This is a genomic window from Adlercreutzia equolifaciens DSM 19450 (assembly GCF_000478885.1).
Classification (GTDB): domain Bacteria; phylum Actinomycetota; class Coriobacteriia; order Coriobacteriales; family Eggerthellaceae; genus Adlercreutzia; species Adlercreutzia equolifaciens.
The window spans coordinates 442950-462714 of record NC_022567.1; the positions used below are offsets into that span (position 1 = coordinate 442950).

A 19765-nucleotide genomic window follows, 5' to 3' on the forward strand; every position below is an offset into this window, starting at 1 on the left:
TAATCACGAGTATCTTACGTTCCGGGCAGACTGCTGCGCTGTCCTCTGTGCATTTCCTGGTGGCGGCTCCATCTTATGAACCCTCCATAACTCATTGGTAAAATGGCCAGACCTATAACTGATGGAGGTTAATTCGTGGGTTCTCGCGCAATGAAGGGCCGTAAGGGCACGAAAGTAAAGAATAAGAAGGTCATCGTTTTGTCGGTGCTGGGCGTGTTCGTCGCCTTTCTCGCGGCGGGCGTGTTCGGCGTGGTGACGCTGTGCAACTCCTGGCTGGAGGATCTGCCCGACTACCAGAACGCCGACGCTTACAACACGGCGCAGCCAACCATGGTTTACGCATCGGACGGCACGACGCTGCTCGCCGAGTTCCAGCTGGAGAATCGCGACCCGGTGGCTCTCGACCAGATTAGCGAGTACGTGCTGAAGGGCACCGTCGCCACCGAGGACGAGCGCTTCTACACCCACTCCGGCGTCGATTACCTCGGTGTGGCCCGCGCGCTCGTGAACAACCTCATGGGCGGCGAGCTGGAGGGCGCCTCCACCATCACTCAGCAGTTCGTGCGCAACACGATTCTTTCCGACGAGATGCGCGACATCTCCTTCAAGCGCAAGATCCGCGAGATGTACATTTCCCAGAAGCTGGAAGAGCAGTACTCCAAAGACGAGATCCTGCTCATGTACCTGAACACTATCAACTACGGTTCCGGTGCCTACGGTATCGAGGCCGCCGCCGAGCGCTACTTCTCCAAGGACGCGAAGGACCTCACGTTGAACGAGGCGGCCACGCTCGTGGGCATTCCCCAGTCGCCCACCTACAATAACCCCATCGATTATCCGGACAACTGCCTGAAGCGCCGCAACACCGTGCTCGACCGCATGGTGTCCAACGGGGTTATCACGGCGGAGGAGGCCGACGCGGTGAAGGCCGAGCCCATCGAGCTGAACCCCTCCGAGCCCTCCATGACGGGCATTCTGGCCTACCCCTACTTCACGAGCTACGTGCGCAACCAGCTGACCAACCCCGAGGGCAAGTACGCCTATTCCACCTCCGAGCTGTTCAAGGGCGGGTTGAAGGTGATCACGACGCTGGATATCGAGGCCCAGACCGCCGCCGAAGAGGCTGCGGCCGAAAAGGAAGAGGAGGCCGGCGATCCCTTCGAGGTGGCCATGGCCGTTGTGAACCCCGAGAACGGCTACATCGACGCGCTGGTGGGCGGTCGCGATTACGAGAGCTCCCAGGTGAACATGGCCACGGGCGAGGGCGGCGCGGGCCGTCAGGCCGGATCGTCGTTCAAGCTGTTCACGCTTTTGGCGGCTATCAACGAGGGCATCGACCCGGAAACGCTCATCGATGCTGGCTACAAGGTTGATTTGGAGGGCGGCGAGCCTGTCTACAACAACGATAAGGCCGATTACGGCACGCGCACCATCAAGAGCGCTTTCGGCGTGTCGTCGAACACGGCGTTTATTCGCTTGCTTCTCTCCGTGGGCGTCGATAAGGTGATCGAGATGGCCCACGCCATGGGTATCACCTCCGATTTGCCGGCGGTGGCGGGCCTTACCCTGGGCATCGGTTCGGTCACGCCGCTCGAAATGGCTGACGCCTATGCCACGGTGGCCAACGGCGGCGTCCACTACGATCCGGAGTGCATCATCTCCATCGAGGACAAGAACGGCAACGTCATCGTGGACAACACCGACCCCACGGGCGAGCGGGTGTTCTCTCGCGAAGTGGCTCGGGCGGCGCTCGACTGCATGGAAGTGGTCATCGACAACGGCACTGGCAAGGCGGCTCGTCCCGATAACGGCCAGGAGGCCGGAGGCAAGACCGGTACCACCGACGACAAGAAGGACAGCTGGTTCTGCGGTGTGACCCCGCAGTACGCCGTGGCCATCTGGCTGGGTGACCGCTCCGACTATTCCGAGGCCCAGGCGACGACTACGACGGCGGCCAGCGTCTTCGGCGATTTCATCGACAAGATGATCTCCCCGACGCAGACGGTGAAGTTCTTCGAGGCAGATAAGCCCGAGTACAAGAAGGATTACCGCGACGAGGACAACCATATCGGCGGCTACTACTCTTCCAAGAAAAAGAAAGACGACACCGAGGTGACCACGAAGCAGGATGATGGGGAGACGCCCGAGGGCGACGGCGACGAGAACGGCGGCAACGAAGGCGGAGAGGGCAACGAGGGCGGCGGCAACGCCGAGCCGACACCGACACCGACGCCGGAGCCTACCCCGGAGCCCGAGCCAACGCCGGAGCCGACGCCGGAGCCGACGCCCGACCCAGCCCCGGACGACGGTGGCGGCGAGGGTGCCTAAAGCAGCGTAGCCGCGACATAATTGTTGCGATACCGTGACGGCGGTACGGGCCCGGGGGTGCGGACTGCTATCATAGCGAATGAGAAACCAAAGCCTCGCTCGACGAGGCTGCCCTGAGCAAGCAACCGGTGCCTCAAGGCACCGAAGACGGGAGAAATCATGAGGAAACGTACCATCGTGCGGGTTTTGGCTGTGGCCCTTGGCGCGGCTTTGGCCCTCGGCGCTCTTGCCGGTTGCCAGTCGCCGGCCACCGGAGCCACCGACCAGCAGCAGGCCAATCGCACCTACATGACTAAGGTCAACCAGGCGGTGGAGGAGCTGAACACGCGCCTCGGCGAATTCGACGAGGCGGTGGCTCAGGAGAGCGTCGTCAATATGCGCAACAAGGCCAACAGCGCCTTCGAGGCCATTGACGCTCTGGCGGCCATCGATACGCCGGACGCCATGAAAGATCTGCAGACGAACTACGTCGACGGCTGCAACAAGCTGAAGGATGCCCTGAACAGCTACATCGATTTGTACACGGAGATCAGCAGCGCAACCGAGGAGGCGCCCTTCGACTTCAGCGCCTACGACGGGCGCGTGAAGGAAATCCAAGACGCCTACAACGAGGGCATCGACAAACTGAAGGCCGCCGACGAAGAGGCTTTGAAGCTGAATGAAGACTAATCAAGTAGAACTGCTGGCGCCGGCCGGCAATATGGCGGCGCTGCATGCGGCGGTGGCTGGCGGGGCCGATGCGGTGTATCTGGGGCTTGAGACCTTCAATGCACGGCGCGGGGCCGACAACTTCACCCTGGAGACGCTGCGGGAGGCCTGCGACTTCGCGCATCTGCGCGGGGTTTCCGTCTACGTCACCATGAACACCATCATCTTGCCCGACGAGGTAGGGGAGGCCTTGGAATGCGTGCGCCAGGCTTACCGCGCCGGAGCCGACGGCTTCATCGTACAGGACATCGGCCTGGCTGCGGAGATCTCCCGCACGCTCCCCGAAGCGTCGCTGCACCTTTCCACGCAGATGAACACCCACAACCTCGCCGGCGTGCGCGTGGCGGCCCGCTTAGGGGCCGAGCGCATTACGCTCGCCCGCGAGGTGTCGCTGGACGAGATCGCCCTTCTGTGCGCGGCGGCGGCCGAAGAGGGGATGGAAGTGGAGGTGTTCGCCCACGGCGCATTGTGCGTGTGCTACTCGGGCCAGTGCTTCATGTCCTCCATGATCGGCGGCCGCTCGGCCAACCGGGGGATGTGCGCTCAAGCGTGCCGGCTTCCCTATGAGCTGCAGAACAAGGCTCTGCAGAAGAGCCTTCCCTCGCCGGGCGATCACTTGCTTTCGCCCCAGGATCTGTGCACGGTGGATCGCGTGGATGACCTCGTGGCCGCCGGCGTGGCGTCGCTTAAAATCGAGGGCCGCATGAAGTCGCCCGAGTACGTCTTCGCCGTGACCTCCGTCTATCGTAAAGCTCTCGATGCTGCTTTGGCGAAGGAGAACGCGGCTATCACCGATGCCGATCGCGACCGCCTCACCGATGCCTTCTCCCGCGGTTTCACCACGGCCTATCTGGACGGCAAACGCGGCAACGATATCATGAGTTACCAGCGTCCCAACAACCGCGGCCTGTTCCTCGGCCGCGTCGACGAGGTGCGCGATGGCGCCGCCTATTTGAAGAGCGCCCATGCTCTGACAGAAGGCGACGTCCTGGAGTTCTGGACGCGCAAGGGCAACGGCACGCTGACGCTGGGGCCGGTGCGCACCGACAAGAAGGGCCGCTACCATTTGCCGCTGGAAGGCAAGACGCGCACGGTGAAGGCCGGCGACCGCGTTTTCCGCGTCCGCAGTGCCGAGGCCGCCTTCGAAGACGACGCCCGTGAGCCCCGCGTGCCCCTCGTCGGCACCGCCACCCTCCACATCGGCGAGCCTCTTCGCATGGAATTCCGCCCCGCATCCGAGGCCGATATCGAAGGCGCTCCCCGCACTTCTCTTGCCGTTGCCCGTCGCCTGCAAGCTGCCTTCCCCGATGGGGTTTCCGGTGTCGCCGAAGGCGCGCCCGTAGAGGCGGCTCGCACCCGCGCCGTCTCCTTCGACGACGTTGCCGCCCACATCGACCGCCTTGGCAACACGCCCTACCAGCTGGTGAACCTTACTATCGATATGGACGACGGCGTCGGCATCGGCTTCTCGGCCCTGCATGGCGTGCGCGCGGCGGCGCTGGACGTCCTCACCGAAGCGCTTACCGCCGAGGGCCACGGGCGCACCCTGCCCCGCACTACTCCGCGCGAGCCTCTGCCCGCAGCGCGTCCCACCGGCTGCCGCGTGGCCGTCACGGTCACGAACCCCGCTTGCGCTCGCGCCGCCAAGCGCGCCGGCGCGCACATCATCTATGTGCCGGCTCTGAACTACCGGCGCGGCGAGGCGGTTATCGCCGGCCAGAAGAACGCCGCTGCCGAGCAGGCCGGTTACCCCAAGGGCTGCATTCCCATCATGCCTGTGGCCGATCACGAGGCCGTTGGCGGCGCGCGCGAAGCGGTCGTCGATGCCGACGTGTGGAAGTATGCTGCTGAGGGCAAGCCGCTTTTGGCCGAAAGCCTCGGTGCTATGGAACGGGCTTCCGAAGAGGGGGCGCTGCTCGATGTCGGCTCCCATGTGCCCATTACCAACCAGCTCTCCCTGGCCGTCGCCAGCGAGTTCGGTGCCGCGCGCGTGTGGCTCTCGCCGGAGCTCACGCTGCGGCAAATCGAAGAGGTTGCCAAAGATGCCCCGGTGGAACTGGGCGTGCTGCTCATCGGCGCCCAGGAACTCATGGTCACCGAGCACTGCATGCTCATGAGCCAGGGCCCCTGCGACGAGAACTGCGCCGAATGCCCGCGTCGCAAGAGCCCCCATGTGCTGAAGGATCGCAAGGGCTACGAGTTCCCGGTCGTCACCGACGCCATGGGCCGCAGCCACCTCTACAACGCGGTGGAGCTGGATATCGCCTCGTCGATGCCCGAGTTGCTCGCGGCTGGTATCTCCTCCTATATGGTGGACGCCACCCTCATGAACGCCGAGGAGACGGCCCACGCCGTGGGACGCGCCATTCGTGCCCTGCATGTGGCCCAAAACGACGGCAACGCCATCGCGAAGATGCCCAACACCACCTCCGGCCACCTCTACCGCGGCGTCTCGTAGCGGCTGTGCTAGAATTTCCAGCACTTGTATAAAGGTATCGCGATATTAAAGAAAAGCGGAGGCATCATGCTTACTCCTGAGGAACAACTGCACATTATCAAATCCGGTACGGCGCAGATCGTGCCCGAATCGGCGCTCCTGGAGAAGCTCAAGCGCGGCGTGCCGCTGAACGTGAAGCTCGGCGTCGATCCGACAGCCCCCGATATCCATCTGGGCCATGCGGTGCCCCTGCGCAAGCTGCGCCAGTTCCAGGATCTGGGGCATCAGGTGACACTCATCATCGGCGACGGCACGGCGCTCATCGGGGACCCGTCCGGGCGCAACACCACGCGCCCGCAGCTCTCGCGCGAGAAGATTCAGGAGAACGCGCAGACCTACGTTGACCAGGCGTTCAAGATCCTCGATCCCGAGAAGACCGTGCTGCGCTACAACTCCGAGTGGATTCTCGATTTGAACATGGAGTCGCTGCTGAAGCTTCTCGCGAACTTCACGGTGGCCCGCATCTTGGAGCGCGACGACTTCCACAACCGTTACACGTCGGGCCAGTCCATCAGCTTGCACGAGTTCCTCTACCCGGTCATGCAGGCCTACGACTCCGTGGTCATCAAGGCCGATGTGGAGCTCGGCGGCACCGACCAGCTGTTCAACCTGCTCGCCGGTCGCGAGCTCATGGAGAAGATGGGCATGGAGCCCCAGGTCTGCCTCACGCTGCCCTTGCTCGAGGGCACCGATGGCGTGAAGAAGATGTCGAAGAGCTACGGCAACTACATCGGGCTCACTGACGAGGCGGCCGACATGTTCGGTAAGGTCATGTCCATTCCCGACGAGCTCATGGTGAAGTACTACCGCCTCGCCTCCACCGAGGCTGTGGACGAAATCGACCGTATCGAGGCAGGGCTGGCTGCTGACGAGCTGCATCCCAACAAGGTGAAGCGCGCGCTCGCCCGCAACATCGTGGCCGCCTACTACGACGACGTGGCCGCCGAGGCCGCCGAGGCCGACTTCGACCTCAAGTTCAAGGAGCACGGCTTCCCGGCCGACGCCCCCATCTTCGCGCCCGATCTGACGCCGGATGAGAACGGCCTGGTATATGTGGCGAAGATTCTGGTAGATGCCGGCGTGGCTGGCACCGCCTCCGAGGCGCGTCGCCTTATCGACGGCGGCGGCGTGAAGGTCAACGGCGAGGCGCTTGCCCCCAAAGCCTACAATGTGGCTCCCGAGGTTCTCGCCGGCGCCGAGGTGCAGGTGGGGAAGAAGAAGTTCGTGCGCTTCGAGTAGCTTTTGAGGCCGGCGTAAGTGTGCTGAGGTTTGCCGGCTGAGTGCCAGCGGCGTTTTCCGCTTAGAGGAGTTTTTTCCAGAAATGAAAAAAGTTGCAAGGATTCGCATGGCTGAATCGTGTTACTTGCAGAGACGGAAGAAAACTCAAGGAGGAACCTGAATTATGAAGAAGTCTACCTTCGTTGTTGTCGTGGTGCTCGCGTTGGCGCTTTGCGTGCCGGCGGTGGCTTTCGCCGCCCTTTCCCCGTCGTCGCCGATGGCGATCGGCTCCCGTTCGGCTGCGGCGACGTGTCCGAATTACGCCGACCGCAATGCCAACGGTGCGTGCGACCGGCATGAGAATGGTGCGTGCCCCGGCTACACTGATGCCGACGGCGATGGCGTCTGCGACAACTACCAAGACGGTGCGTGCTCTGGGTATGTGGATGCCGACGGCGACGGCATATGCGACAACTGCGCCGGTGCTGGAGCGAACTGCCCGGGCTACGTGGATGCCGACGGTGATGGCGTCTGCGACAACTACGGCAGCGGGAACGGCCAGGGTCATGGCCATGGCCGTCACCATGGCGGCGGTCACGGCTGCGCTCGCTAAACAAACCCTGCGAGTGCGTGAGATCTGCCCCTGACATAGAAGAGACTATGGCGCGTCATGGCGATACCGTGTGGCGCGTTTGCCTTACGGCGCTTTGTCGCCATGCGGATGCCGAGGACGCGTTCCAGAATTCATTTCTAAAATACGCACTCGCAGATGATGTTCAGTTTCGTGAAGAGGAACATCGCAAGGCGTGGTTGATTCGCGTTGCTTCGAACACGTGCCGCGATATGCGGCGGGCGGCTGCGAGTAAGAATGTGCCGCTTGATGAGACCTCATTCGAATCGCTCGCGTCCCGCGATGAGGAGGCTCAGCCCGATTCGCGTGTGAAAGAAGTGCTCGATGCCATGAGCGACCTCGATGACCCTCCCCGCACTCCCGTGTATCTTGCCCTGTACGAGGGCTACACGGCTCCGGAGATCGCCTCGATGCTCGACGTCCCCGTGAATACCGTGTATTCCTGGATTGCCCGCGGCAAAAAGACGCTGAAGGAGGCCCTCTCATGACCGATCTTGAGCAGCGTATCCGTGAGGCCTACGATGCTCAGCATGCTTCCGAGGCGCTCCGCGGACGCACGCTGGCCCTTCTCGAGGAAGAGCGGAAGAGGCGGCCGGATGCTCCTTCTGTTGAGGTGCATCGCGCCTCCCTGCGGCGTCGCCCGCGAGCACGTGTCGTCACTGCTTGGGCCGCATGCCTTTTGCTCGCGCTTGCCCTCGTCGGTGCCTATGGCGTGTATCGTGCGCCGTCTGCTTTCGTGGACATTGAGGTGAATCCCTCTCTTGAGCTTACGGTTAATACGTTCGGTATCGTGATTGAAGCCGAAGCGCTCAATGATGATGGCGCTGTCGTGCTCGGCGCTGTTGATATGCTGAATCGCCCTTACGGCGACGTCATCGGCGCGCTGCTGTCGAGTGACGCATTCGGCTCTTATGCTGAGAAAGATGCGTTTATTGATGTCAACGTGGTTTCTGAGAACAATCGCTTGGGGGAGAGCCTTGTTGCTCAAAGCGACGAGGCGCTGTCCTCTGCATCCTGTGAACATGCTTGTCGCCGTGCCGATAGCGCCACTCGCGATGCGGCAGCTGCGGCGGGTTTGGGCGTTGGTCGCTATCAGGCTGCCCAAGAGCTGATGAGCCTCGATCCCTCATACACGCTCGAGGAGTGTGCTTCTATGACTATGCGTCAGCTGCGTGATCGCATCGACGCATGCCACAGCGGCCAGGAGGGCGATTCCTACGAGGGCCACGGACATGGCCAAGGGGCTGGTAAGGGATATGGTCACGGCCGCCATGGCAATTAAACGAGGCGACGCATAACGTATTGCGACGGAGTTTCGGCCGTCTCAGGGGCCATTCGTGCGGATGAAAGATTTTTCAAATTCCCCCCTTGCGCGAAATCCCGGGAGCTGTATCATATGCGAGCTGCCTTTTTCGGAAGTGCGGAAGGCGGCGCCCCCGGCGGTCCGGGCGGCCCGTCGGGCGAGAGAGCGAAGTTGTCGAGATTTCGTGAACCGCTTGACGGGGGATGCGAGTCCCTGTAAAGTATTTCCTTGCGCCGCTCGCGAGGGCGGCGGGGCGGGAAGCCTCCCGCGGAACCTTGACAACCGGATACTGAGGATGGAATTCGAGAGACGGAACAAACGTCTTCTCGGATGTCAGACGGACATTCGAGAGAGCAAGCTTAACTTTTTCCCTGTCAGGGGCCCTAAGGCCCCGACGGAGAGTTTTCAAACAGAATCACACTCACATGATCTGTCGGCGGCGGAGACGCCGCCTTCGAACGGAGAGTTTGATCCTGGCTCAGGATGAACGCTGGCGGCGTGCTTAACACATGCAAGTCGAACGATTAAGACGGCTTCGGCCGTGTATAGAGTGGCGAACGGGTGAGTAACACGTGACCAACCTGCCCCGCGCTCCGGGACAACCGCTGGAAACGGCGGCTAATACCGGATGCTCCGGGGAGGCCCCATGGCCTCCCCGGGAAAGCCCCGACGGCGCGGGATGGGGTCGCGGCCCATTAGGTAGACGGCGGGGTAACGGCCCACCGTGCCCGCGATGGGTAGCCGGACTGAGAGGTCGACCGGCCACATTGGGACTGAGATACGGCCCAGACTCCTACGGGAGGCAGCAGTGGGGAATTTTGCGCAATGGGGGCAACCCTGACGCAGCAACGCCGCGTGCGGGACGAAGGCCTTCGGGTTGTAAACCGCTTTCAGCAGGGAAGACATAGACGGTACCTGCAGAAGAAGCTCCGGCTAACTACGTGCCAGCAGCCGCGGTAATACGTAGGGGGCGAGCGTTATCCGGATTCATTGGGCGTAAAGCGCGCGTAGGCGGCCGCCTAAGCGGAACCTCTAATCCCGGGGCTCAACCTCGGGCCGGGTTCCGGACTGGGCGGCTCGAGTGCGGTAGAGGCAGGCGGAATTCCCGGTGTAGCGGTGGAATGCGCAGATATCGGGAAGAACACCGATGGCGAAGGCAGCCTGCTGGGCCGCCACTGACGCTGAGGCGCGAAAGCTGGGGGAGCGAACAGGATTAGATACCCTGGTAGTCCCAGCCGTAAACGATGGACGCTAGGTGTGGGGGGACCATCCCCCCGTGCCGCAGCCAACGCATTAAGCGTCCCGCCTGGGGAGTACGGCCGCAAGGCTAAAACTCAAAGGAATTGACGGGGGCCCGCACAAGCAGCGGAGCATGTGGCTTAATTCGAAGCAACGCGAAGAACCTTACCAGGGCTTGACATGCGAGTGAAGCCGCGGAGACGCGGTGGCCGAGAGGAGCTCGCGCAGGTGGTGCATGGCTGTCGTCAGCTCGTGTCGTGAGATGTTGGGTTAAGTCCCGCAACGAGCGCAACCCCCGTCCCGTGTTGCCAGCATTCAGTTGGGGACTCGCGGGAGACTGCCGGCGTCAAGCCGGAGGAAGGTGGGGACGACGTCAAGTCATCATGCCCCTTATGCCCTGGGCTGCACACGTGCTACAATGGCCGGTACAGAGGGTTGCCACCCCGCGAGGGGGAGCGGATCCCGGAAAGCCGGTCCCAGTTCGGATCGCAGGCTGCAACCCGCCTGCGTGAAGTCGGAGTTGCTAGTAATCGCGGATCAGCATGCCGCGGTGAATACGTTCCCGGGCCTTGTACACACCGCCCGTCACACCACCCGAGTCGTCTGCACCCGAAGCCGCCGGCCGAACCCTTCTGGGGCGGAGGCGTCGAAGGTGTGGAGGGTAAGGGGGGTGAAGTCGTAACAAGGTAGCCGTACCGGAAGGTGCGGCTGGATCACCTCCTTTCTAGGGAGACAACCTAGAGCCGCTCTCATCCTCCCCAGCATCCGGCTGCGAGGGCTCCGAGCGAGAGTCCCCGCGCACCTTGACAGTTGCATAGCGCGTGACATGAAAATGTCAACATGATCAACACCAACATCAATTTCCTAAGCTGATTAGGTTCTCGATGGGTGCTCGCATCATGGAATAGACGATTCATCACGATCGCGAACGTATGTTATACGACGGAATAAATTCTCATTTATATCCAACGGACGAAACCATTAGAAGTAATTACTTCTTTGGCGACCTAGGTAATGGACAAGATATCTAGGGCGCACGGCGGATGCCTTGGCACAGGAAGTCGACGAAGGACGCGGCAAGCTGCGATAAGCCCCGGGGAGTGGCAAACACACCTTGATCCGGGGATCTCCGAATGGGGGAACCCAGCAGGGGTCATGCCCTGCTACCCGCGCCTGAATAAAATAGGGCGCAGGGAGGCAACCGGGGGAACTGAAACATCTAAGTACCCCGAGGAAGAGAAATCAACCGAGATTGCGCGAGTAGCGGCGAGCGAAAGCGCACCAGCCCAAACCCGGGCGCGTGTAAGCGGCAGGCGTTGCCGCCCGGGGGTTGCGGGACTCGCGTCCAGGTGCTGCCCACCTGGGAGCGGTTACAAATCCACATGGTAGCGGAACGGCATGGAAGGGCCGGCCGCAGCGGGTGAGAGCCCCGTACGCGAAACCATGCGGACCGCTGACGAGTATCCCGAGTAGGGCCGGGCACGTGAAACCCGGTCCGAAGCCGGGGGGACCACCCTCCAAGGCTGAACACTCTCCTGTGACCGATAGCGAACCAGTACCGTGAGGGAAAGGTGAAAAGCACCCCGAGAGGGGAGTGAAACAGTACCTGAAACCGTGCGCCCACAAGCAGTCGGAGCAGCCTTTGCGCTGTGACGGCGTGCCTTTTGTAGAATGAGCCAGCGAGTTGCGGTGTGCGGCGAGGTTAAGTTTGGAAACGAGCCGCAGCGAAAGCGAGCCTTTAAGATGGCGAGTGAGTCGCACGCTGCAGACGCGAAGCCGGGTGAGCTATCCTGGGGCAGGCTGAAGCGGGGGTAAGACCCCGTGGAGGGCCGAACCCACTTCGGTTGAAAACGGAGGGGATGACCCCAGGATAGGGGTGAAAGGCCAATCAAACCCGGAGATATCTCGTTCTCCCCGAAATAGCTTTAGGGCTAGCCTCGGCCGTTAACCCGCGGTGGTAGAGCCACCGGATCGACGAGGGGGCTTCACCGCCTACCGACTCGAACCGAACTCCGAATGCCGCGGGTCGAGAGGCCGGGAGTCAGAGGGCGTGGGCTAAGCTGCGCGCTCGAGAGGGAAACAGCCCAGACCGCCCGCTAAGGTCCCCAAGTCATCGCTGAGTGGCAAAGGATGTGCGTCTGCCCAGACAACCAGGATGTTGGCTTAGAAGCAGCCATGCATTTAAAGAGTGCGTAACAGCTCACTGGTCGAGTGGACATGCGCCGACAATTCACGGGGCTAAGCGATGCACCGAAGCGGCGGACTGAGAATTCAGTGGTAGGGGAGCTCTCCGCGGGGGGCGAAGCAGCAGGGCGACCTGCTGTGGACCGCGCGGAGGTGAGAATGCTGGCATGAGTAACGAGACCAGGGCGAGAAACCCTGGCGCCGTGAGCCTAAGGGTTCCTGGGCGAGGCTAATCCCCCCAGGGTCAGTCGGGAGCTAAGGCGAGGCCGAGAGGCGTAGCCGATGCGCAGCGGGCAGACATTCCCGCACCGCCGACGGCGCGGCATTACCGATGGGGCGACGGAGAAGGGTAGCCGGGCGGGGTTCTGGACGTCCCCGTGAAAGCGCGTAGGGCGCGCAGCGTGGAAATCAGCTGCGCATGGGGCCTGAGACGCGAGACGAAGCGACTGAGCGAAGCCGGTGAGCCCATGCTTCCGAGAAAAACCTCTAGGGAGTGCCGTCGGCGCCCGTACCAAAACCGACACAGGTGGGCGGGTAGAACATACCGAGGCGATCGGGAGAACCACGGTTAAGGAACTCGGCATACTGGCCCCGTAACTTCGGGAGAAGGGGCGCCGCCGGCTGTGAACGCCCTCGCGGCGGGAGCGGCTGGCGGCCGCAGCGAAACGGCCCAAGCGACTGTTTATCAAAAACACAGGACTCTGCAAAGCGGTAACGCGACGTATAGGGTCTGACGCCTGCCCGGTGCCGGAAGGTTACGCGGATGCGTCAGCCGAAAGGCGAAGCGCTGAAGCCAAGCCCCGGTAAACGGCGGCCGTAACTATAACGGTCCTAAGGTAGCGAAATTCCTTGTCGGGTAAGTTCCGACCTGCACGAATGGCGTAACGATTTGGGCGCTGTCTCAACCGTGGACCCGGTGAAATTGTACTGTTCGTGAAGATGCGAACTACCCGCGGAAGGACGGAAAGACCCCGTGAACCTTTACTGCAGCTTGGCATTGGCATCTGGTACGGCGCGTAGAGGATAGGCGGGAGCCTTTGAAGCGGGGGCGCAAGCCCCCGTGGAGGCGACCTTGGAATACCGCCCTCGTCGTGCCGGCTGCCTAACGCGCGGCCGTGATCCGGCGCGCGGACCGTGCCAGGCGGGTAGTTTGACTGGGGCGGTCGCCTCCCAAAACGTAACGGAGGCGCGCGAAAGGTCCGCTCAGGACGGTCGGCAACCGTCCCGAGAGCGCAAGAGTGCAAGCGGGCTTGACTGCGAGAGAGACACCTCGAGCAGGGACGAAAGTCGGTTCTAGTGATCCGGCGGCACAGAGTGGAATGGCCGTCGCTCAACGGATAAAAGGTACTCCGGGGATAACAGGCTGATCTTGCCCAAGAGTCCACATCGACGGCAAGGTTTGGCACCTCGATGTCGGCTCATCGCATCCTGGGGCTGAAGTCGGTCCCAAGGGTATGGCTGTTCGCCATTTAAAGCGGTACGCGAGCTGGGTTCAGAACGTCGTGAGACAGTTCGGTCCCTATCCTCCGCGGGCGCAAGGGAGTTGAGGAGATCTGCCCCTAGTACGAGAGGACCGGGGTGGACGGACCTCTGGTGACGCGGTTGTCGACCAACGGCACCGCCGCCTAGCTACGTCCGGCACGGATAACCGCTGAAGGCATCTAAGTGGGAAGCCGCCTCCGAGATGAGCTCCCTTTCCGGTAAGGGCCCAGATAGACTATCTGGTCGATAGGGCGCAGCTGCAAGCAGGGCGACCTGCTCAGGCGAGCGCTACTAATAGCCCGAGCTCTTCTTCATTGCCAAGACTACGATCGAGATCGAGAGATGGACGTGTCGCGCGCATGCAACCGCCAGGGTGGCGCGGGGGATCCCCGGGCCCCCTCGGACGGCAAGACGATTGCCGCGGGAGCGCCTCCCGCGAGCGGAACCATGGAGTGGGGGATCACCCGATCCCATTCCGAACTCGGCAGTTAAGCCCCACCTCGCCGAAAGTACTGCGGCGCCAGGCCGCGGGAGGACAGGTCGTTCCGCTCGCAGGGGGCGCTTTTCTGCGTTCCGGCCGCCCTGACGGGACGGCCGGACCTGCCGACGCCGCGGCTCCGACGGGCGCCCGGCCTCGCCCCTTGTTCGGGGCTCGGCGCGGCGCGGAGGCCGCTTGGCCCCGAGGCGGGGCGATTCCGGGCGCCCGTCGGACCCTCGCCGACTTCCTCGGGCGAGCCTGTGCGACAAAACTATATTATTATTTGGACGCCCATGCGGGCGTCTTTTTGTTTTTGTGCGCCCTTAACCGTGAAATGGGAACGGCTTCTTTCTTTGAAAATATAAGGACGCGTATAATGTTTTCTGGAAAACTGGCGTCGATGACAGAGCCGAAGGGCTCGTCAGGAAAGGGAGGTTTCCCTTGAGTTCAGAGACCCCTGAAGATAAGAAGCGCGTTGAGGAGGCGCTGAAGGATTCGGCGAAGCTGAAGGAGTTGGTGGAGGCTCTTTCCGATGGGAGCCGCCGCGGCCGCCAGCAGGCAGCGAAGGTCATTGCGGGCGTGGCTGCTGAGAATCCTGAAATACTCGTGCCTTTCGCGTCCGATCTCGTCGACGCATTGGAGCGCCCCGAGGCTCAGACGCGTTGGGAATGTCTTGATGCGCTGACTTACGTCGTGCCCTTCGACTCTCGGCCCTGCGACAAGGCCATCCCCGGCGCCGAGGCGGCCCTGTTCGACGAGGACAGCGGCCCTTTGCGTTTGGCCGCCATGCGCTTTCTGTGCAAGCTGGGTGCGACGACCGAGAAGCGCTCGGAAAAGGTATGGCCTCTCATTGACGAGGGCATCCAGTGCTATCACGGCGATTTGGAATTCCAGGATATGCTTCTGGCGGTCATCGACTTCTCCCAGGGGAAGCTGGACGGGTCTGTGAAAAGCGCCCTGGCCGATCGTATGCGCTTCGATGCCGAGAACGGCAAGGGCATGCTCAAGCGCCGTGCCGCTCAGATCATCGAAAATGTAGCTTAGTTCCAAGGAGATTGACACATGAGCTTTGAAGCTTCTTTGAAGGTGGGCGATGGGGCCTACACCTATTACCCGGTGAGCGAGATAGAAGGGGCGGCGCAGCTGCCTTACTCCCTTACCGTGCTTTTGGAGAATGCGCTGCGCTGCGGGCGCACGCCCGAAGAGGCCCAGGCCATGGCCGAGCGCATCGTAACTGCCGGCTTGGCGGGCCAGACGGGCGAGGAAGTGGAGTTCTCGCCGGCGCGCGTGTTGTTCCAGGACTTCACGGGTGTGCCGGTGTTCGTCGATTTCGCCGTCATGCGCGAGGCGTGCGCCGATCTGGGCGGCGATCCGAAGAAGATCAACCCGCAGGTACCGTGCGATTTGGTCATCGACCATTCGGTCATCGCGGATGTGGCCGGGTGCGACGGCTGCATGGATGAGAACATGAAGCTGGAGTTCAAGCGCAATGGCGAGCGCTACGACTTTTTGAAGTGGGCCCAGGAGTCCTTCGAGAACGTGCGCATCGTGCCGCCGGGACAGGGCATCTGCCACCAGCTGAACATCGAGAAGTTCGCCAGCGTGGTCATGGAGTCTCCCGCCGGCCTTACCGGCGCCGATGGCACGCCCGTGGTGTACTTCGACACGCTTGTGGGTACCGACTCCCATACGCCCACGGCCAACGGCATCGGTGTGCTCGGCTGGGGCGTGGGCGGCATCGAGGCGGAGGCGGCCGCGCTGGGCCAACCCATCACGACGCTTGTGCCCCGCGTCATCGGCGTGAAGCTGACGGGCGACTTGTCCGAAGGCGTGTCGGCCATGGATGTGTCGCTGACGTTCGCGCAGATGCTGCGCGAACGCGGTGTGGTGGGCTGCTTTGTGGAATGCTTCGGCCCCGGCGTGGCGGCGCTTTCCGCCACCCAGCGCGCCTGCATCTCGAATATGACCCCGGAGTACGGCTGCACCTGCACGCTGTTCCCGGTGGACGACCGCACCCTGGACTACCTGCGCCTCACGGGCCGCAGCGCCGAGCAGGTGGCTCTGGTTGAAGCCTACGCGAAGGCCCAGGGCTACTGGAATGATCCCGAGGCGGCGCCGCGCACCTATGCCGAGGTGATCGAGCTCGATCTTTCCACGGTTCAACCTTCTCTGGCGGGCCCCTCGCGCCCCCACGATCGCATTCCGCTCGCCAAGGCCGGCGAGCGCTTCCGCGCCATCTGCGCCGAGCGCGGCCTCGACGATGCGACGGTGCATGTGGAAGTTGACGGCGAGGACTACGAGCTGACCCACGGAGCCATTGCCATCGCCGCCGTGACGAGCTGCACCACGGCTACCGACCAGGCCATGATGCTGGCCACGGGCCTCATGGCGCGCAACGCCGCCGAGCGCGGGCTTGCGCCGGCACCCTGGGTGAAGACCATCTTGGCTCCCGGTAGCCGCGCCACCGAGCTTCTGCTCGAGCGGGCGGGGCTTACTGAGCCCTTGCGCCAGCTGGGCTTCTATACCTGCGGTTTCGGCTGCATGAGCTGCATTGGCAACTCGGGCCCTCTGTCCGAGGCCATGCATGCCGTGGCCGACGACATCGAGCTGGCCAGCGTTCTGTCGGGCAACCGCAACTTCGAGGGCCGCATTTCACCGGACGTGTCGCAGAACTACCTGATGCAGCCGGCCAACGTCATCGCCTACGCCATCGCCGGCACCATGGACATCGATCTGGAGAAGGATCCCCTTGGCACGGACGCTGAGGGCAATCCCGTGTTCTACGCCGACATCGTGCCCGCCGCCGACGAGGTGGCCGCTCTTGTGGACGAGTTCGTGACGGCCGACTTGTACGAGCAGGGCGCCGCAAACATGTTTGAGGGCGACGCCGCGTGGCAGGCCCTGGGGGCCGAGCCGAGCGATACCTTCGCTTGGGACGACGACTCTACCTACGTGCGCCGCCCGCCCTATTTCGACGGCATGACCCGCGAGGTTGCGGGCCAGGATGCCATCGAGGGCGCCCGCGTGCTCGGCAACTTCGGCGACTTCATCACGACCGATCATATCTCGCCGGCCGGTGCCATCGCGCCGGACATGCCGGCGGCCGAGTACCTGGAGGCCCATGGCGTGGCCCCGGCCGACTTCAACACCTACGGCAGCCGCCGCGGCAACCACGAGGTGATGATGCGCGGCACCTTCGCTAACGTGAAGCTGCAGAACAAGTTGGCCGATGGACGCAAGGGCGGCTGGACCCGCGACTTCACTACCGGTGAGATAACGCCTCTGTACTACGCCGCCGAAAACTACGCCGCCTCCGACACGCCGGCGGCAGTCCTTGCGGGCAAGATGTACGGAAGTGGCTCGTCCCGAGACTGGGCGGCCAAGGGCCCGATGCTGCTCGGCGTGCGCGTGGCCATCGCCGAGAGCTTCGAGCGCATCCATCGTTCCAACCTCATCGGCATGGGCATCCTGCCGCTGCAGTTCATCGAGGGGCAAAACGCGGAGACGCTGGGCCTCGACGGCTCCGAGACCATCACGGTGGCGCCCATCGACTTCTCGGCGGGGCTGCCGAGTCCGGCTGTCGTGAAGGTGACGGCCGAGAAGCCCGATGGAAGCGCCGTGACCTTCGATGCCACCGTGCGCATCGACACGCCCACGGAGGGCCGCTACTACGAAAACGGCGGCATCCTCCAGTACGTGCTGCGCGATCTGATTGAAGGATAAGAGCCGATCGCGCATTGTCCAGCCCCCGTCGCTGCTTGTGAGCGACGGGGGCTTTTTGCTGCCGTCTGTGCGCTTTTCCGTTGCCGAACGCGCCGAAAGCTAGCTTGCGCGCCTGCAATGCGGTACGATTACGGGCACGTGATTTTTGACCCCTAGGAGCAACGAAACGACTATGGAAGACTTCCGCAACGAATATTGCATGCACACCGCCACCTGCGGGCAGCTGCGTGCGACTGATGTGAACCAAGAGGTGACTTTGTGCGGTTGGGCGTGGCACACCCGCGACCACGGCGGCCTCATCTTCATCGACCTGCGCGACCGTGATGGCTATACCCAGGTGGTGGTCGATCCCGATTGCGTGAGCGAGGAGGACTTCCATGCGGCCGAGCACTTGGGTCGCGAGTACGTGCTGAAGGTGTCCGGGCGCGTGCGCGAGCGTGCACCGGAGGCGATCAACCCGAACATGATCACGGGCGAGATCGAAGTTTTGGCCAATGCGGTAGAGGTGCTGAACACGTCGGTGACGCCGCCCTTCTCCATTGAGGATGGCATCGAGACCGATGAGATCACGCGCATGAAGTGGCGCTATCTGGACATCCGCCGTCCCGAGATGCTCGCCAACCTGAAGCTGCGCCACACGGTGACCCAGGCCATGCGCCGGGCCCTGGACGAGCGCGGTTTCCTGGAGATCGAGACCCCGATTCTGGCGAACTCCACGCCCGAGGGCGCCCGCGACTACATCGTGCCGTCGCGGCCGAACCCGGGCAAGTTCTACGCCCTGCCCCAGAGCCCCCAGCAGTTCAAGCAGATGCTCATGTGCGCCGGCGTAGAGCGCTACTACCAGATCGCCCGGTGCTTCCGCGACGAGGACCTGCGCGCCGATCGCCAGCCCGAGTTCACCCAGGTAGATATCGAGATGTCCTTCGTCGAGGGCGACGATGTGTGCGACATGATGGAAGGCGTCATGGCCGAGACCTTGAAGGCCGTGGGCGTGACCGACGTGACCTTCCCGCTGCAGAAGATGCAGTATGCCGACGCCATGCGCGACTACGGCTGCGACCGCCCCGACGTGCGCTTCGGCATGCTTCTGCACGACATCACCGACATCGTGAAGGACACTGGCTTCAAGGTGTTCGCCTCCGTCGCCCAATCCGGCGGCGTGGTGAAGGCCATCAACGTCAAGGGTGCCGGCGACTGGTCCCGCGGCGAGGTGGAGAAGCTCGCCAGCATCGCCGAGGCCAACGGCGCCAAGGGCATGGCCTGGGTGGCGTTCACCACCGATGGCCAGGAGAAGAGCCCCATCAAGAAGTTCTTCACCGACGAGGAGTGGGCGGCCCTGAAGGCCGAGATGGAAGTGGAGCCCGGCGACCTTCTGCTGTTCGCGGCCGATAAGCCCGAGATCGCCAACGCGGTGCTCTCCGCCCTGCGCCTGCACATGGCCGACGCCATGAACATCCCCCGCGAGGGCCACGCGCTGCTGTGGGTCGTGAACTTCCCCATGTTCCGCTACGACGAGGACGAGAAGAAGTACGCTGCCGAGCACCATCCCTTCACCCATGTGTTGAAGGAGGATCTGGACAAGATCGAGAGCGATCCGCTGGCCTGCGGCAGCTACTCCTACGACTTGGTCATGGACGGCTTCGAGGTGGGCGGCGGCACCATCCGCATCCACAACGCCGAGGAGCAGCGCCGCATCCTGCGCGTCGTGGGGCTGACCGATGATGAGATCGACGAGAAGTTCGGCCACCTCATCCGCGCGCTGGAGCTGGGCGCCCCGCCGCACGGCGGCATCGCGCTGGGCTTGGATCGCCTCGTGATGCTTCTGGCCCGCAAGGACTCCATCCGCGACGTCATCGCCTTCCCGAAGACGAGCAGCGCGAGCGACCCCATGACGGGCGCTCCGAGTGCCGTCACCGGCCGCCAGCTGAAGGACGTGAGCCTGCGCATCCTGTAAGTGCGCAGCGAGCTCGCGCA

10 protein-coding genes and 3 rRNA genes are annotated in these 19765 nt (G+C 63.0%); all 13 read left to right on the forward strand.

Features of this window, described 5'->3' with window-relative positions; all coding sequences use genetic code 11:
• Window positions 1-135: 135 nt before the first annotated feature.
• The 13 genes from AEQU_RS01460 to aspS all read left to right on the forward strand — a co-directional run bounded on the left by AEQU_RS01460 (window position 136) and on the right by aspS (window position 19745).
• On the forward strand, window positions 136-2328 hold the full coding sequence (locus AEQU_RS01460; protein ID WP_022738961.1) for a transglycosylase domain-containing protein: 2193 nt from the start codon (window positions 136-138) through the stop codon (window positions 2326-2328).
• A 159-nt stretch (window positions 2329-2487) separates the two neighbouring features.
• Window positions 2488-2997, forward strand: a complete 510-nt coding sequence (locus AEQU_RS01465) for a bacterioferritin-associated ferredoxin (protein WP_051353360.1) — start codon at window positions 2488-2490, stop codon at window positions 2995-2997.
• The gene (locus AEQU_RS01470) at window positions 2987-5494 is read left to right on the forward strand and encodes a U32 family peptidase (protein ID WP_022738969.1); all 2508 of its coding nucleotides are present in this window, start codon (window positions 2987-2989) and stop codon (window positions 5492-5494) included. Before AEQU_RS01465 ends, AEQU_RS01470 begins: the two co-directional genes overlap by 11 nt.
• A 66-nt stretch (window positions 5495-5560) precedes the next feature.
• Window positions 5561-6772 (forward strand): tyrosine--tRNA ligase, encoded by a 1212-nt coding sequence (tyrS, locus tag AEQU_RS01475; RefSeq protein WP_022738973.1) that lies wholly within the window; start codon window positions 5561-5563, stop codon window positions 6770-6772.
• A 163-nt stretch (window positions 6773-6935) separates the two neighbouring features.
• Window positions 6936-7364 (forward strand): hypothetical protein, encoded by a 429-nt coding sequence (locus AEQU_RS01480; protein ID WP_022738977.1) that lies wholly within the window; start codon window positions 6936-6938, stop codon window positions 7362-7364.
• 47 nt (window positions 7365-7411) lie between these two features.
• Window positions 7412-7870 (forward strand): RNA polymerase sigma factor, encoded by a 459-nt coding sequence (locus AEQU_RS01485; protein ID WP_022738980.1) that lies wholly within the window; start codon window positions 7412-7414, stop codon window positions 7868-7870.
• Entirely contained in the window at window positions 7867-8664 is a 798-nt protein-coding gene (locus AEQU_RS01490; RefSeq protein WP_022738983.1) for an anti-sigma-I factor RsgI family protein, read from the forward strand. The genes AEQU_RS01485 and AEQU_RS01490 overlap by 4 nt, the downstream gene beginning before the upstream one ends.
• Window positions 8665-9140: 476 nt before the next feature.
• Window positions 9141-10648 (forward strand): 16S ribosomal RNA (locus AEQU_RS01495).
• 292 nt (window positions 10649-10940) lie between these two features.
• Window positions 10941-13905 (forward strand): 23S ribosomal RNA (locus AEQU_RS01500).
• A 122-nt stretch (window positions 13906-14027) separates the two neighbouring features.
• Window positions 14028-14142: ribosomal RNA gene (gene rrf / locus AEQU_RS01505) — 5S ribosomal RNA — on the forward strand.
• The 16S, 23S and 5S rRNA genes sit together here, the layout of an rRNA operon.
• Before the next feature lie 367 nt (window positions 14143-14509).
• The gene (locus tag AEQU_RS01510) at window positions 14510-15112 is read left to right on the forward strand and encodes a HEAT repeat domain-containing protein (protein ID WP_022738987.1); all 603 of its coding nucleotides are present in this window, start codon (window positions 14510-14512) and stop codon (window positions 15110-15112) included.
• Window positions 15113-15130: 18 nt separating this feature from the next.
• Window positions 15131-17791, forward strand: coding sequence for an aconitate hydratase AcnA (acnA, locus tag AEQU_RS01515; RefSeq protein WP_022738990.1), 2661 nt, complete (start codon window positions 15131-15133; stop codon window positions 17789-17791).
• A gap of 172 nt (window positions 17792-17963) precedes the next feature.
• Window positions 17964-19745, forward strand: coding sequence for an aspartate--tRNA ligase (aspS, locus tag AEQU_RS01520; protein ID WP_041714318.1), 1782 nt, complete (start codon window positions 17964-17966; stop codon window positions 19743-19745).
• The last annotated feature ends 20 nt before the right edge of the window (window positions 19746-19765 follow it).

Bases quoted from the DNA above. Each gene is read 5' to 3' on its own strand.
- AEQU_RS01465 (WP_051353360.1), top strand. From the start codon at position 2,488: ATGAGGAAACGTACCATCGTGCGGGTTTTGGCTGTGGCCCTTGGCGCG.
- AEQU_RS01470 (WP_022738969.1), top strand. From the start codon at position 2,987: ATGAAGACTAATCAAGTAGAACTGCTGGCGCCGGCCGGCAATATGGCG.
- tyrS (WP_022738973.1), top strand. From the start codon at position 5,561: ATGCTTACTCCTGAGGAACAACTGCACATTATCAAATCCGGTACGGCG.
- AEQU_RS01480 (WP_022738977.1), top strand. From the start codon at position 6,936: ATGAAGAAGTCTACCTTCGTTGTTGTCGTGGTGCTCGCGTTGGCGCTT.
- AEQU_RS01485 (WP_022738980.1), top strand. From the start codon at position 7,412: ATGGCGCGTCATGGCGATACCGTGTGGCGCGTTTGCCTTACGGCGCTT.
- AEQU_RS01490 (WP_022738983.1), top strand. From the start codon at position 7,867: ATGACCGATCTTGAGCAGCGTATCCGTGAGGCCTACGATGCTCAGCAT.
- acnA (WP_022738990.1), top strand. From the start codon at position 15,131: ATGAGCTTTGAAGCTTCTTTGAAGGTGGGCGATGGGGCCTACACCTAT.
- aspS (WP_041714318.1), top strand. From the start codon at position 17,964: ATGGAAGACTTCCGCAACGAATATTGCATGCACACCGCCACCTGCGGG.